The 15,829-nt window shown below is 35.5% G+C and carries 13 protein-coding genes and 1 pseudogene; 11 read left to right on the top strand and 3 right to left on the bottom strand.

The genetic code is table 11. The annotated features are described in order from the left end of the window. The first annotated feature begins 33 nt into the window (after nucleotides 1–33). The 10 genes and pseudogenes from CWR48_RS16240 to CWR48_RS16290 all read left to right on the top strand — a co-directional run bounded on the left by CWR48_RS16240 (nucleotide 34) and on the right by CWR48_RS16290 (nucleotide 10,574). Entirely contained in the window at nucleotides 34–372 is a 339-nt protein-coding gene (locus CWR48_RS16240) for a hypothetical protein (protein WP_147294896.1), read from the top strand. Nucleotides 373–1,730: 1,358 nt separating this feature from the next. After that, a complete protein-coding gene (locus CWR48_RS16250; protein ID WP_115774381.1) occupies nucleotides 1,731–2,306 on the top strand; it encodes a TetR/AcrR family transcriptional regulator in 576 nt (191 codons plus the stop codon). A 259-nt stretch (nucleotides 2,307–2,565) separates the two neighbouring features. Beyond that, the gene (locus CWR48_RS16255; RefSeq protein WP_115774382.1) at nucleotides 2,566–3,564 is read left to right on the top strand and encodes an NADP-dependent oxidoreductase; all 999 of its coding nucleotides are present in this window, start codon (nucleotides 2,566–2,568) and stop codon (nucleotides 3,562–3,564) included. A gap of 86 nt (nucleotides 3,565–3,650) precedes the next feature. Next, nucleotides 3,651–4,490 carry an alpha/beta fold hydrolase gene (locus CWR48_RS16260; protein ID WP_067728766.1) on the top strand — a complete coding sequence of 280 codons (840 nt, stop codon included), beginning with the start codon at nucleotides 3,651–3,653 and terminating at the stop codon, nucleotides 4,488–4,490. 85 nt (nucleotides 4,491–4,575) lie between these two features. Then, on the top strand, nucleotides 4,576–5,637 hold the full coding sequence (locus CWR48_RS16265) for an alkene reductase (RefSeq protein WP_115774383.1): 1,062 nt from the start codon (nucleotides 4,576–4,578) through the stop codon (nucleotides 5,635–5,637). A 321-nt stretch (nucleotides 5,638–5,958) separates the two neighbouring features. Then, nucleotides 5,959–6,405, top strand: a complete 447-nt coding sequence (locus CWR48_RS16270) for a PaaI family thioesterase (RefSeq protein WP_115774384.1) — start codon at nucleotides 5,959–5,961, stop codon at nucleotides 6,403–6,405. 4 nt (nucleotides 6,406–6,409) lie between these two features. Beyond that, nucleotides 6,410–7,395: pseudogene (locus CWR48_RS16275) on the top strand (acrylyl-CoA reductase family protein). 108 nt (nucleotides 7,396–7,503) lie between these two features. Beyond that, nucleotides 7,504–8,865 carry an MFS transporter gene (locus CWR48_RS16280; protein ID WP_115774385.1) on the top strand — a complete coding sequence of 454 codons (1,362 nt, stop codon included), beginning with the start codon at nucleotides 7,504–7,506 and terminating at the stop codon, nucleotides 8,863–8,865. A gap of 811 nt (nucleotides 8,866–9,676) precedes the next feature. Further along, the gene (locus CWR48_RS16285; RefSeq protein ID WP_211316764.1) at nucleotides 9,677–10,015 is read left to right on the top strand and encodes a PadR family transcriptional regulator; all 339 of its coding nucleotides are present in this window, start codon (nucleotides 9,677–9,679) and stop codon (nucleotides 10,013–10,015) included. Beyond that, nucleotides 10,002–10,574: a DUF2812 domain-containing protein gene (locus CWR48_RS16290; RefSeq protein WP_115774387.1), complete on the top strand. Its 573-nt coding sequence runs from the start codon at nucleotides 10,002–10,004 to the stop codon at nucleotides 10,572–10,574. The genes CWR48_RS16285 and CWR48_RS16290 overlap by 14 nt, the downstream gene beginning before the upstream one ends. A 270-nt stretch (nucleotides 10,575–10,844) precedes the next feature. Here CWR48_RS16290 and CWR48_RS16295 read toward each other — a convergent pair whose 3' ends face one another. The 3 genes from CWR48_RS16295 to istA form a co-directional block, all read right to left on the bottom strand. Next, nucleotides 10,845–11,387, bottom strand: a complete 543-nt coding sequence (locus CWR48_RS16295) for a hypothetical protein (RefSeq protein ID WP_115774388.1) — start codon at nucleotides 11,385–11,387, stop codon at nucleotides 10,845–10,847. A gap of 68 nt (nucleotides 11,388–11,455) precedes the next feature. Then, nucleotides 11,456–12,220: an IS21-like element helper ATPase IstB gene (istB, locus tag CWR48_RS16300; RefSeq protein ID WP_115774389.1), complete on the bottom strand. Its 765-nt coding sequence runs from the start codon at nucleotides 12,218–12,220 to the stop codon at nucleotides 11,456–11,458. Then, entirely contained in the window at nucleotides 12,217–13,788 is a 1,572-nt protein-coding gene (gene istA, locus CWR48_RS16305) for an IS21 family transposase (RefSeq protein ID WP_115774390.1), read from the bottom strand. The genes istB and istA overlap by 4 nt, the downstream gene beginning before the upstream one ends. A 554-nt stretch (nucleotides 13,789–14,342) precedes the next feature. On the opposite strand from istA, the gene CWR48_RS20615 reads away from it, so the two are divergent. Beyond that, complete coding sequence (locus tag CWR48_RS20615) at nucleotides 14,343–15,197, top strand: SAV1803-related protein (RefSeq protein WP_211316765.1); 855 nt, start codon at nucleotides 14,343–14,345, stop codon at nucleotides 15,195–15,197. Nucleotides 15,198–15,829 lie beyond the last annotated feature (632 nt).

Here is a 15,829-nt window from a genome sequence, read left to right on the forward strand (position 1 = left end):
TGTTCGAGTATTAAAAAATATGGGCTAATTAATTTGCAACAAGCTATATTGTTAGACACTCCATTAAATAAATACTTACAAAATCATGGTGTCCAAATAGATTTAGCAAAGAAACAAATTCATTATAAAGGGGAAATTTACGAAATAGCCAAGGATTATCGAGGTCTTGCAGGAAGAGATTCAGCCGAATGGGTGAGTTTTAAATTATTTGAGGATTACCAAATTAATTCGTTCTTTTCTAGTGAAAATGTACTAAATTATGGAGGGAACGTGAATGAAAATCCCGAATTCTTATATAATTTAGCACAACTTCTGAAAGATGGAAAAATAAAATATGATTGGATGAATAACAACAAAAAAAATGCTACATAATTAAGTTCGAAGCTCCTCTTAGTAATATTAATAATTTTTATCATAGGATTTACACAGAAAATCTTGAGGAAAATGAAATTGATTTGATGAATAGAAAATGGATTATTGAAAAATCATTATCAATTTTAAATGATGGAATTTTCCATGGTGGTTATACTGACGAAATTCATTGTGAATTGAAACCAAGTGTTTCTATACCGTTTAGTAGTATTATAAAAATATATACTCCAAACGAATATGTAAAGGAATACAAAGTAATTAAAGAATGAAATAGAAAATCATAAAGTCTCTTTAGGGATCTTTTTCACTATTGGCAATAACTAAATAATTATGTAGTTACTACCAGTCTTCTTTCCATATTCTTGTTCTATTATATCTCCCTGTAACTTTCATCTTCCCTGATGGAACTAAGTTGGTACCCTAACAGCAAAGGAAGTGGGAAGGGCAGCGGACAGCACAATATGTATTCAATCGTTTTTCAATAAAGTTTAATATCGATTCGGGGGTCGGTACCATTTCGTCCCTTTTTATTTTTCCCAAACTCGGGAGAAAGTCCCACCAAATCCTTTGTAGTTGCTGGAATCAATAGATATCCAATCCCTTTTCAATTGTTTTCCTCACCCTATAAATCCAACGGATTTTCAATCTCTATTCAGTGTATTTCCTAACTGTAACTCCATCCTAAAATTGTTGCATTTCCAATCTTTTATCCAGATTCCCGTCATACTTTTACCCAATTATGGGGAATAACTTAGTTACAATGGCGGAATATTCTATACAACCCAGACGGGATATTTCGGGTCTTTTTCGGTCGTTTGGGGGAAGAACTTAGTTCCATTGCCTTCAGGCGTAAAAGAGGGGATGAGGCTATGGGGAAGAAGGGGTTATGGGGGATTTGGGGGAGGTACCAACTAAGAAACAGATACATATAGTAGACGAGTAGAAATGGGCATTAGAGGAATGAGGAAAGAGTTAGGTTATAAATATTTTGAATATATGGTAAAATAAGAGCGGACTATAGAGTTTGTGAAAAAGTGTACTTACACTAATGGGGCAGAATAGTGTAAGATGAAAATTTTATTTAATAAACAATTTTTCTCTTGGTTGAAATATTGAATGAGAAAAAATCACTATCCGATGGTTCTAAAGCATAGAGAAATGTCATAATAATTACTGGAGTTATTTATTGATGGATTGTTTTCTAAATGATATCGTAGGGTATATAAGGTAAAGGATAAGCAATATTTTTTTAGAGAAATGAGAATGACCGTTCTCAAAACGAACTTCTTAGTACTTAAAGGCTTTTTAAACGACGGTCTAAAGAGCTGCTATAGATTGTGTGGAAGGAGGGGAATTGGATGGCAAGAATAAAAGAATATGATGAAAATGAAGTATTACAAAAAGCTATGGTACTCTTTTGGAAACAAGGCTATGAAAAAACTTCGATGCAAGATTTAGTCACGCATATGGGAATCCATCGCAGAAGTATTTACGATACATTTGGCGATAAGCACACGTTATTTATGAAAGCGTTGGAACGCTATGAAGAATTAGTAGGGACCAAGATAAATTCACAAGTAAAGCCACTGGATTCGGTAAAACAGGCCATCAGGCGTTTATTTGAGATTGCAATTTATAAAAATAAAAAAGAACCTATTGGTTGTTTAACGGTAAATACAGCAGTTGAATTATCCCTACATGACGAAGAAGTAGCAGAGAAAGTTGTGGATAGTTTCTCAAATACTGAAAAATTACTGTACGAGCTATTGCTACGAGGTCAAACATTGGGGGAAATATCCAATCATCACAATGCGAAAAGTCTCTCCCTGTTTATTCATAATTCATTAGTGGGATTGCGAGTATTAGCGAAAACGAGCGATGATAGAGAAAAATTGGAAAGCATTATCGATATGACACTGTCTGTTTTGGATTAATCTTTCTTTTTTTACCCTTTTGAGAATGCTCGTTCTCGAATTGTTTCAATTAAAAATGTACGTATACCTGTAGAGTAAATTGTTTCCTTTACAAGGTATTGGACACGAAAGAAATCATTTACCAGGATGAAATTGTCGATCATCACGAAGCACCGGTGAATGATGAAAATTGAGCTGGAGATTTCAATCTTGAAGGCAAAAGAATGCTTGTTAAACAATAAAGTATCTTGTGAATTCTTGTTATTTGGAGGTGGAGATAATGAAAGCGATGGTAATTGATAAGTATGGAAAGATTCCATTACGTTTGACGAAAATGCCCGTACCTGAAATTGGTGAATATGAGGTACTCACAGAAATTCATGCAGCTAGTATTAATCCGCTTGATTTTAGGATACGCAATGGGGAGGTGAAATTGTTAATTAAATATAAAATGCCACTAATCCTTGGGAATGACTTTTCTGGTGTTGTGACAAAGGTTGGTACAAAAGTGACTGGCTTTAGGGTCGGAAATGAAGTATATGGTCGTCCACGTGAGAGTAAAGTCGGAACTTTTGCTGAATATATTTCTATTCATGAAGATGACATAGCCTTAAAACCTAAAAATATAAGCTTTGAGGAAGCGGCATCGATTCCACTGGTTGGATTAACTTCATATCAAGCCTTACATGAAATACTTCAATTGCAAAAAGGGCAAAAGATATTGATTCACGCTGGTGCTGGTGGTGTCGGAACTTTTGCTATTCAACTAGCAAAATTAATGGGTGCCACTGTTGGAACGACTGCTAGTGAAGACGGTAGGGAATTAGTTCAATCCCTCGGTGCAGATGAAATCATTAATTACAAAACAGATAAATTTGAAGATATACTGGGAAATTATGATGCAATATTCGACACGCTTGGGGGCACAGCGCTTGAGAAATCCTTCGACGTTCTTAAAAATGGAGGAAAAATTGTATCCATTTCAGGATTACCAAATGCTCGTTTTGCTAAAGAACGGGGATTAGGATTTTTAAAAACGATGTTGCTCTCCGTAGTAAGTAAAAAACTTACTACACTTGAAAAAAAGCAAAATGTTCAATATAGGTATTTGTTTATGAAGCCGAGTGGCGAACAATTACGTATCATTGCAGACTTTATTGAATCTGGAAAAATCGAACCTGTAATCGATAGAGTATTTTCCTTTGAAGATGCGCAAAAAGCAATAGAATATTCGGAATCAGGAAGAGCTAAAGGGAAAATTATATTGAAAATCAGGTAGCCATCACATGTACAGTAAGTCACAGCCAGACAGATAAAATCTAATTTAAAAATACTCGAACAATAAGTTCGAAAGGAGACTATACAATGTCAACATTTACAATTCCAACTGAATCAAGTTATATCGAAGCTGAAGGGGTACGATTTGCCTATAGAAAGTTCGGCCAAGAAGCAGGAATTCCGCTAGTTTTCTTCATTCACTTCCGCGGAACAATGGAAAACTGGGATCCTATTATGATTGGTGCTTTAGCTGAAAATCGACCAATTATTCTCTTTGATAATGCTGGTGTCGGTGAATCCAGTGGTGAAACTCCGCCTACTATAGCGGAGATGGCTAAAGATGCAGCGTCTTTTATTAAAGCACTTGGCTTAGAAAAAGTCGATATTCTTGGTTTTTCAATAGGAGGAATGGTTGCACAGGAATTAGCATTGCAACAGCCAAATATGGTACGACGCATCGTCTTGGCGGGTACATCTCCACGATCTGGTGTCAGTGAGCGTAGAGAAGGCGTGTATGAGGCGATGACTGAATCTAGTGGAAATGATGCTCGGGAGAATTTCTTGTTCCTATTTTACGGACCTACCGAAACGAGTCGAGCGGCTGGTATAGCTTCATTAAAACGAATCTTGGGTCAGAAAAAAGTGGAAAGCTCATCTCAAGTGACCGAGGCGCAATTCAAGGCAGTATCCGAATGGGCTCAGCGGGAACCTGAACAGAAATACGACTGGTTACAGAAGATTACGCAACCAGTACTCGTGACCAATGGGGTTGAAGACATCATGGTTGCGACTAAAAACAGTTACATTCTAACTGTAAACTTACCTAATGCCCAACTCATTATTTATCCAGACTCTGGTCACGGACATCTATTCCAGTACCCAGAACAATTCGCTGGCGATGTAAATCGATTTCTTGATGCTGAGTAATGAAGAGGACAATTAGTCATAGATAATGAATTACTACTAACCATCTTATACTTAAAGTGTATGAGAACAAAAAAGGAGAATGAAATTGAAGAAATTATTTGAAGAGGTTCGTATTGGAGACGTTACATTGAAAAACCGCTTAGGTATGTCACCAATGACAAGAAATAGAGCTTTACCTGATGGTACTCCAAGTGAGTTAGCGGCTGAATATTATAGTCAACGTGCTTCATTTGGTTTAATTATAAGTGAAGGTACACAACCTTCAGATGATGGGCAAGGGTACTTCAATACACCTGGGATTTATACGGCATCTCACATAGAAGGTTGGAAGAAAGTAACGAGTCGTGTACACAATGAAGGTGGACGCATATTCATTCAGCTCATGCATGTAGGGCGTGTTTCACATCCTGACAATACACCACATCACCGACAAGCGGTCGCACCTTCTGCTATTGCACCTGGTATAGAAATGCATACAGCTGAGGGGAAGAAAGATATTCCGACGCCTAGGGAATTAGGTCAAAATGAGATAAAAGAAGTCATTCAAGAATTTCGTACTGCCGCAGCCGCAGCAATTGAAGCAGGAGCCGATGGAGTCGAAATTCACGGGGCGAATGGGTATCTCATTCAACAGTTCCTTAGTGAAAACTCCAATCTCAGACAAGATGCCTATGGTGGTACCATTGAAAACCGAGCTCGATTTGCAATTGAAGTGACTAAAGCAGTCATTGATGAAATTGGTCCAGAAAAAACGGGGATTCGATTCTCTCCTCAAGGAACATTGAACGGCATTGAGGAAGGCGATACAAATATTGAGATGTATCGTTATTTAATAGGGGAATTAAACAAACTTAATTTGGCTTATCTTCATATTATGCACTTTGGTAATGAACCCTTATTACAAGAAATACGTCAATTATGGACACAACCCCTAGTAGTAAATAGAGCGGGACGTCCACTTGAACAACTTACTGTGGACGTGGACAGCGGTATAGCAGATGTTTCGACAATAGGAATTTGGGCACTAGCTAATCCAGATTTCATTGAGCGTATAAAGAAAAATGCCCCCCTAAATGAACCGGATTTAAATAGGCTTTATACCGGTGGTGCACAAGGTTATATAGATTACCCGTTTCTAGAAGCTTAATTTAATTTTTCAATTACTGCATGGAGACTGCAGGTTTATTTACTTTAATAATCTAGAAGCACTTATTTTGGTATTAAAACTAGTAGGGATTATTTAAGTAAAGACGCTTCTTTAAATAAGAGAAGCGTCTCCTTACACTATTAAAATAATTAAAAGTTTATTCAACAATAGAGGGCTAGAGTTTAGCAAGCAAACACAAAGAGTCGATTCATTAGTGTGCCGGAATTCTACTTTACAGATAGAAACTCGCTTAACGGACAAAATTTCTGACTTGTTGGCAGTACCCTAAAAGTAAAATTTATTATTTAGGAGTTGTGGATAATGAGTCACTTAGAAAGAATAAAGAAAATGATGACGGGTGAAATACCTGGTGCTCCTGTTGCGCAGGTACTTGGCTTTAAGGTGGTAGAAGCTGAAGAAGGCAGAGTCGTTATTGAAATAGAAGCTTCTGAAAGATTGCATAATCCGATGGGCACATTGCATGGCGGGATACTGGGTGATATAGCTGATGCTGCAATGGGATTATCTTTTATTAGTACACTTGCTGAGGACGAATTGTTTACGACGGTGGAACTTAAGTTGAATTTCCTTAAACCTATTTTTGAATCGAAACTGCGAGCTGAGGGGCAAATAATAAAAAAGGGCGGCACAATTGGATTGCTGGAATGCCATATCTATGATGAAAAAAAGAGTCTTGTTGCGCATTCAACGAGTACGTGTATTGTTTTAAAAGGGAATTCCAATCATAAAAGAGAAAGGAAAGTATGATAAAATGAATAATTTCAAAGCGATGGTACTAGACAAAGTAAATGATCAAACCAAGTTAGAAATCAAACAATTACGTATGGAGGACCTTCCAGAAGGCGACGTAACCATTCAAGTAGCCTATTCTAGCGTAAACTTTAAGATGGTGCAGTAGCCATCCTAAATAAGTTTGTATCCTCCTATCCTGTTGTGCCAGGAATAGATTTAGCCGGAACGGTTATTGATTCAAAAGACGAACGATTTACAAAAGGTGATGAAGTTATTGTTACGAGCTACGAATTAGGAACAGGTCATTTTGGCGGCTATAGTGAACTCGCACGTGTTCCTGCAGAGTGGGTTGTTCCTCTTCCGAAAGGGTTATCTTTAAAGGAATCCATGGTTCTAGGAACAGCAGGATTAACTGCTGCAATAGCCGTTCAAAGACTAGAAGATAATGGATTAGAACCTAGCCAAGGACCTGTTCTAGTAGCTGGTGCAACAGGAGGAGTAGGCAGCGTTGCGGTAAATATTTTAGCTGAAAAAGGTTATGAAGTTGTGGCGAGTACAGGAAAAATAGACCAAGAAGAGTATTTGAAAAGATTAGGCGCTAAACAAATCATTCATCGAGATGAGATTGTAGATAATGACAATCAGCCAGTGCGTGAAGAAAAATGGGCAGCAGCGATTGATCCTGTAGGGGGGGAAACTCTCCAATACATTCTAAGTACATTGAAGTATGGTGGATCTGTAGCTACATGTGGTTTCACTGGTGGCAGTGAAGTTTCCACAACCGTTTTTCCTCATATTTCACGAGGTATAAATTGGCTTGGCGTTGACTCGGTTCAATATCCAAGAAATGAGCGTTTAAAAGTTTGGAATCGTCTTGGGAATGATTTGAAACCAACAACCTTAAATGAAGAGATGGTGAATGAAATCTCATTAGAAGAACTACCCGGAGTATTAGCTGCTATATTAGAAGGGAAAGTACGCGGAAGAACGCTTGTTAAACTATAAACAGATTTTGAATGGAATCAGCTCACTGCCTGTGTGAGGCGGGTTGATTAGTCGTTGTCGTCCGAATACGATAACGACTAATTACTTTAAAAATAAGGATGGGATCAAATGACTTCAACTACTTCTCCCCAATTAGAAAGCATGGTACCCACTCAAGTGAATAAGATTATTTTAATTTTGAGTTTTACCATCTTGCTCGTAGTAATGAACGCGACGATGTTTAATGTTGCATTGCCCTCTATAATTATAGACTTTTCCTTAAATTCATCAACAGCGTCGTGGCTCGTTTCCGGTTATTCAATCATGTTTGCCATTGCATCATTGGCTTTTAGCAGATTGTCGGACTTTATCCCCGTCTCTAGACTTTTGTTTTTTGGAATCAGTATTTTAGGAATCGCATCCATCATCGGCTTCTTTTCCAATCATTTTCTCCTCCTATTAGGAGCTCGAATTGTTCAGGCTGTTGGTGGTGGAGGGATTATGGGATTGGGAATAATCATCGCCGGGCGTTTACGTCTTTCGAGGCGTGCAAGAGCGATGGCAATTATTAATTCTACGGCTTCTTTGGCATTTGGTTTAGGCCCTCTAATAGGGGGAATCATTACACAATACTTAGGATGGAATTATCTTTTCGCTATCAGTAGCATTTCGGTCCTTTCCATTCCATTCTTCCATTTGTTGTTGCCGAAAGAGGTTCTTCAAAAAGGTCACTTCGATCTATTTGGTGCAATTCTAACGGGACTTAGTGTTACAGGTCTACTCCTTTTTCTGACCACATTTTCCTATATTATCTTAGCTGCAACCGTCGTTCTTTTTGTGGTGTGGTGGAGATATCTTCATAAAAGAAAAGAGCCGTTCATTCCGCCAATCCTCTTTAGAAATAGGCAGTATACAAAACTACTGTTAATAGTTTGTATCACTTTTTTTATAAATTTTGCAACTCTGTTTTTAATGCCAATTATGCTTACAACTACATTCCAACAAGGGCCGATAGAGGTAGGGATGATCATTTTTCCAGGAGCTATTATTGCAGTGATTGCTGGACAATATATAGGAAGAGTAATTGATCGTTTTGGCAATATGCCATTAATTATTTCGGGGCAATTGTTTTTATTAAGCGCGACCATCTTATTCGCATTGTTATCTACCATCAGTCCTTATTTTATACTTGTGGCATATATGTTTGTAAGTGTTGGTTTTACATCACTTTCAACGAGTATTTCTAATGAGATAACGAGGATTCTGCCAATGAGACAAGTCGGTTCAGGCATAGGAGTCGCCCAATTAATCCAATTTTTCGGTGGAGGGCTTGGAGTCACTATTTCTGGATTACTACTAACCCTTCAAAATAGTTTATCTCCAGAAACTATTTATAGAAATATTTTTAATTGCTTTTTCTCTGTTATAATGATAGCTATTTTAATATACGGTTTATATTATCGAAGTTCTAGGCTTAAACAACCAAGTTAACTTTATTATCACTTGAATCAAAATAATACAGTCATAATATGTTTCAATCATTCTATTCGGTTGTTTCCTAATTGAAAGCTTCTCAATCGTTATTGTTTTACTGTTTCAGTTAATAAATCTTAAATAGATACTCTGCTCAGTTGGTCTTTTAATGCGCTTTATTATTCATGTTTCTTACAACATTTTTAGTAAACCTAGATTTAATAAAAAAGCCCAGTGAAACAATTAAATGTAAGATGTTAATTAAGACATGTCTGAGTGTTAAAATTTGAACAGTTAATACTTTCTTTGCATATTAAAATAGATTGTGAAAGATTGTACTTAAACTATCGGGTGCAAGAGTTGAAGATAAGATCAAACAGCAGCTATTTATTCTTATTGTACTAATGAAGCAGAATAGTTGAAGAAGAAAAGTGACTAAACTGGTAATTAAATGAGGTTAAAATATGTGGGTTGAGCAAATCACTAAAGCTAAATGGTACGATTTGATAAGACACTATTTAAATAAAAAGGAGATAAGAATTAACTTCAGGCATAATCGGTACAGACGTGGAAGGCGAAGAATCGCAGTTGAACAAGAACTTCAAGAAAAATCAGCTGAGTAATTTAATTTAATCAAAAATCTAAACATAATGATGAAAAATTGTATTCGAATTAAAAGTGCATATAACTAACGAGTACATTTCTTTATTAAAGAAATGTACTTTTCGTGTCTGATTTTTTAAATTTTTATCACCAATATATTGACAGTCGATATATTATAGTTTAAATTATGGTTATCGATATATCGTTATTCATTATATCAAGGGAGTTGTCTCCTATAAATCCATTATCAGAATCTACATATTTAATTTTATTAGCTCTTTATCAAGAACCACTACACGGTTATGGCATTATAAAAGAAATAGAAAATACGAGTGAAGGTAACTATATTATTGCACCAGGGACTCTTTACGGAGTATTAAAAAATCTAGAGAAGCAAGGGTTGATAAAAACAATAGCAGTTGAAAAGGAACATCGTAAGAAGAAAACCTATTGTATTACGGAACAAGGAAAAGATGTACTCCATTGGGAATATGAAAGATATATTCGAATGATTAATCTTTCAAAAAAAATCATTCAGCGGGGGATTGAAAATGGTGAAAAATAATAAGGTAAAAAAGGTGACAAAACATTTTTCTGATTTCTCTAAGGAAGAACAATGGTTGCAAAGTATGTTAAACGAAGGTTGGATACTTAAGAGTTATGATTCAGAGGATATGGATGACTGTCAATATGTTTTCGAACCTGTAAAAAGTGAGAAACAAAAAAATATAATTTACAAAATTGATTTTCGTGAGTTAAATCAAAAGGGAGAGTTTGAGGAGTACAAAAGTATTTTTGAGGGTGCTGGCTGGATTTTACTTTCAAAAAACAGTTGGTATTCTAAGCATATTTTCTATACAACCTCTACGAATCCTCAAAGAGATATTTTTTCTGATCAGGAATCATATAGAGAACGAGAGAGACGAAGAATGTCTTCTTCCCTTATATATATAATCATAGGTATTTTAATGTTCGTTGTTTTAATAGCTTTATATATTATTTACGACAGATCTGCTTTTCTTGGAGTAGGGATAATGACATTGTTTTTCAATATAAAATGTATGGTAGATTACTACCGACATAAAAAAGTCTATAAGTCTTTACTGACAAGAGAAGTTGAATAATATTTTTTTAAGAAAATTAATTCGCTTATTGAGGTAACTGGTGCAAGAGTTAAACAGGACGGCCCTCGAAACGGTCGTCTTTTTCTTCCAGAAACATTGTTTGAATATTATGCTATTATTAGAAGAGAAGTTGTTTCACTAACGGGGCAGGATAGTTGAAGAAGGAGATGAAATTCTTCTCTCTTGTATTTATAATTTGTCCTATATTACTTATTAATTATCTTGGAAAGACAGCACCCGTTTAAAAGGTGCTGCCTGTTATTTTTAAAACTAATCTTCTATCTCCAAAAAATCTTGATGGTTTTGTCCAATGCACTCGTTTATTTTGTTAATAGTCAGTGAGGAAGTTTTATCAAGTATTTCATAAAGTAATTTGAAAGATGCTTGGAGTTCTTTATTCCGTTCAAGGTCTTCACGTTTAACCGTAAAGTTCTCTAAAGTATCTGGATGATTATGCCGTTTTAGTTCTACTTCAATCCTTTCAAGGAGCGACAGCATAGATTTATCATCGAAATACTTAATACCTGTTTTAATTGCTAACCAACTTCGAGGTTGAGCCATAAAATATGCACTCCACCAATAGAATTCGATAAGTGATTTACTTACGTGGTTGTAATACGCATAAAACATAAATAACGCTCGTTGCCCTTCAGTTAGTTCCTCATAAAATTGCTCTTTAATTTGGGAAACATTAAATGAAGTTTGTTCAGCTACTCTGTTTTTATAAATCTTAATAAGCGGTTCAAAACACTCTTGACTTAAATTACTAAGTGCTAATAAATCAAAATCCTTCTTACTCATCTTTACAAGCAAATTTTATCACTCCTCACTTTAAATTATACAACTGTGACCGTCAAGTAAAAAGACACAATTACTGCTGATTAATTTGAAACACTTTCTTGCCCAAATATCGTTGATCTATGTTTCATTCGATAACTATCTTCATTCAAATGAATTATTTCTACTCGATGTAAAATTCTGTCCAATATAGCGGTTGTGATTGCTTGATCTCCTAATAGTTCACCCCATTCTTTTGGGGCCTTATTTGACGTTAATACAATGGAAGACTGATTATATAAGTCATTAATCAAATGAAAAAACATATTTGCTTCTTGTTGATCCATTGCCATGAACATCAAATCATCAATAATCACTAAATCAGCGGTCCTTATTCTTTTCATTCTAGTTTGGGATTTACGAGTAATTTCTTCCGTCTTTAAAACATGAATAAGGTCTCCCATCGTAGTAAAGATAACCTTGTAACCTTGATTTAACGCTTCAATGCCCAATCCAATTGAAATGTGAGTTTTCCCAGAACCTGGCGGTCCCAATAAGATAATATTGTGTAACTGTTCAATCCACGTTAAATCTTTTAATCGATTCAAATGTTTATTGCTTAATGATTTCTGTTCTTTTAAATTGAATTCGTCTAATGTTTTTTGAAAAGGGAATGTAGCCCTTTTAAATCGATTCTCTAATTGCTTTTCTTCCCTACGGGTCTGTTCATATTTTGCTACATCGAAGAGGAACTGAGTAAAGGATAAATCCGTTTGCTCGGCTTCTCTTATTAATGTAGGAAGATGATTGGCGGTTTCTGTGAGACGCAGAGTCTTCATTAATTCCTGCAACTGTTTTAGTTGGCTCATTTATAATCACCTTCCAATATTGCAGTATAAGCATCTACTTCTCTTTTCTGAGTTTCTGTCTCCATTACCCATTCAGAAACATGGCCTAATGGTGTTACAATCTCAGTGTTATTCGTAATCACTGTATCATCAGTCGGTCGGTATCGTTTTAAGTATGAAACGACATCGCTAAAATCTGTTGCACTATATAGATTTCTCTTTACACATTCATTTAATGCTGCTGATAAAATTTCTTTATTGTTTGCCTTTGCCTCTTTTAGAATAATTTGTAGCTGATCTCTAGTATATCTAGGATACTTCTCTCTAATAGTTTGTAAAAACTCATAAGCTAGCTCATTTTCTTTAAAATATTGTGCAACAGTATCAATAAATGCATCTATCCCTTTTGATCTATCTCGGCTATGTTTTCTGTCCTTGATTAATAATCCCTTTCCGTCAGGAACCTTATGTATTGCGATAATCTCTCCTGTCTCAGAGCTATAAATGATTAACTGCTTGTCTTCGGTTTCCTTAATACATACTGTTTCATGTTTACCAAACGTCCCCAATGGAAGGGAATAACGACTAGATAAATAACGAATAGTATTGTCCTTATGGACACATCTTGATATACTATTTTCATAGTTATATTTTATATCTAGATTTTTGGTGACTGGTCTCAAGTGTTGTCTTTCCAGGGAAAACACTTCGACCGGTCTCTTTTTTGTTGTATTATGAACTTTATAGTTTCCAGTTCTATTGAGCCATTCCCAACCTTGTTCATTCCAAGAGTCAATGTTGTGAAAAACCCGATGTTTAGCGAAGTTATGTTTAATAAAACCAACTACATTTTCAACTTTTCCTTTGCTCTCTGGATCAACCTTACGGCATACCCGAAGGGATAAATCCCTAGATTCTTTGTACTGTTGGAACTCCCGGGTTAAAATTAAATCTCCACCATTTTCACTGACGACGATTAAACTGTCTTGGTCATATACCAATTCATTTGGGATTCCCCCATACCACCTAAATGCATTTTCATGTGCTTGTATTACATCTTGGGTAGTAAAAGGTCTATCCAGCCATTCTTGATATTTATATCTAGAATTCGATAATACAAATGCGATGAAATTCAGTTTTACCTCATTGTTATCTACTGTTTTCTGTTTGGTATGACCGAAGTCAACTTGTATTTGTTCACCCATAGGTGAATCTGGAATAGCTTCATAGATTCGTGGTGACGTTTCTTTCTCTATTCTATAATCCTCTCGCAATTCTCTAACATAAGATCGAACAGTACTTTCTCCTACCTTTAAATCCTCGTATTTCTCTTTTAACCAATCTTCTACTTGTGCAGCAGACATATCTGGATGTTCTCTCAACCATGATAATATAAGCTCTTTATGGGGATCTAATTTCTTACTTCTTGTTTGAATTGATTCTACCCATTCGGCCATATCTGAGGGTGACCTTCTTAGATTTCGATAAACCGTTGATCTTGATATTCCTAGTTTTTCCGCCACTTTTGCCTTACTAAATCCCTTTTTAATTAACTGATGTATTTCCATATACATTTCCCACTTATCCACCTTTAGCGACCTCCACTGATGATGTTTAATAATATAAACATTTTACAATGGAAAGTACTTTTTAGTATTAGTATTTTTTGGATAAATAAGTGTTTCTTTTTATCTAGCAAAAACTGTCTACTTTAGTTTAGCGGTCACAACAATATTTGTAATCGGAGAATCTATTGTAATTTTATGATTTTTTGTATAAGTTCGTAGGTAATATTACAAAAGATAGGTGCTTAATTATCAAACTGGTGCATTAGTTGAAGATGAAATCGAACGGCAGCTATTGTACTAAAGGGGCAGAAGAGTTGAAGAAGGACGTTTAGAATACATGGAACTATAGAGGGAGGAAAATGTATAAAGCAGTTATTGATTCAGAAAATCACCTTTTAGAACCAAGACACACAAATCGTACTTCTTTATGATGATAATAAAGACTAGGGGTGGGGTATATCATAGATTTTCAGAAGAAGAACTGAATATAAGATTTATAATGGGGGCTATACATTACCGTGACAGGTTAATTTATAAATAAACTCAAAAATAACTAGGATTAGAGGTAATAGTTAATGAACAGCTTTAAAGAGTACTTGGATTTACTATCGAAAACTTATGAAGAGGCAGTTGATTTTTTACTTCAGAAATACGGTCCTGCACATGATGATTATTTTAGAGAAAAATCATATCAGAGGTTTATGAATGGAGAAATAAAAAATATCGCAAAAGGAAAAATATCAAGAACAAATGAAGGTTTATATTGTCATCATATAGATGAGATCAAATGGTTAAAGGTATCGGATAAGGATTTTGTGAAAAGATTTAATATTCCGTTTGAATGCCAAAGAAAAGATAGGTTAGTTTATTGTGATTTGGTAGAGCACAGTATTTTACATGTTTTGATTACAAAAGAAACTTCCTTTGAGTTTGGCTACCCAGGATATGAGTTATATTTAAAACCAATTATTGAAGATTGGTATCTTAATAAAGCAATTCCTAAAACAGAGTGGATGAAAAATTGTTACAATACATCATATTTAGAGGCTCAAGAAGCATTCAATATATTAAAAGGGATGCAAAAAACGTTAGGAAAAGGTTATTTCAATACTTTATTGGATTATTATGAAGAAATAAAGAAAAAGGAAGAAGAAAGAATAAAATGGCTAAAACAGCTAGAGCAAGCTCGAATTAATGAGCGAGACGAGTTGATAAAGCGTGCTAAGCAATTACATAGTAAAAGTCCAAGAAAGAATATAGTTGCCATTAGCTATTCTATATACATTGAATATAAAGATCCAAAGGACATTTTTAAAAGAAATATAGCCGTTACATATGAAGAATACGATAGTAAAAAGAAGAAATATACAAAGGAAAAAATATTGGAAGATCTTTTGATATATATAGAAAGTTTACAGGAGCTTGGGTGACGAAATTGGTAAAGGAATTACGTTATTTAGAGAGGGAGATTATCAATTAGACCTTTTATTGGGAATGAGACTTCAATCAGTTTGTAGAATTCCATTATGAAGTTAAAAACTAATAAAAAGTTTTATTGTGTTAACTGGTGCGTGTGCGGCCGAGCTTAGGTCGTGTCATATAACGGGTGGGATTCCCGTCGAGTAAGAACTAGCCATTCGCTCGTAGTGAGTCTTGGAGGGCTAAAGGTAACTCTAGTCTTTAAGCGTAGACAGTTAGGTAGCGGGCCGAAAGCCAAATGGTTGAAGGGATTGAGCTCCATAATGTTAGTAAATCGAGAGGGCTGATGCCTTACACACAGCAGAAAGCTATATTTTATCCTTTGTTACAGGCAAGAAGGGTAAAGCCTCTCTGGAGTCAGAGACCTTGGCACGTTATACATTGATATGATACGGCAACTCGGGAGACCCTACCGGTCTCTTATTTTAGAAGAGTATGGTGTACAAGCGATAACAAGCAAGGAAGCCAAATGCCGTGTAGGGAGTCGGATAGCAGCGTAGTACCAATGAAGTCGGGTAATGCCGATGGAGGAAAGGCTAGCTACCAGTTATCACCCTTACTAGGGACACATTTACTACACACA

It is taken from the genome of Oceanobacillus arenosus, assembly GCF_003369575.1.
GTDB classification, from domain to species: domain Bacteria; phylum Bacillota; class Bacilli; order Bacillales; family Amphibacillaceae; genus Oceanobacillus; species Oceanobacillus arenosus.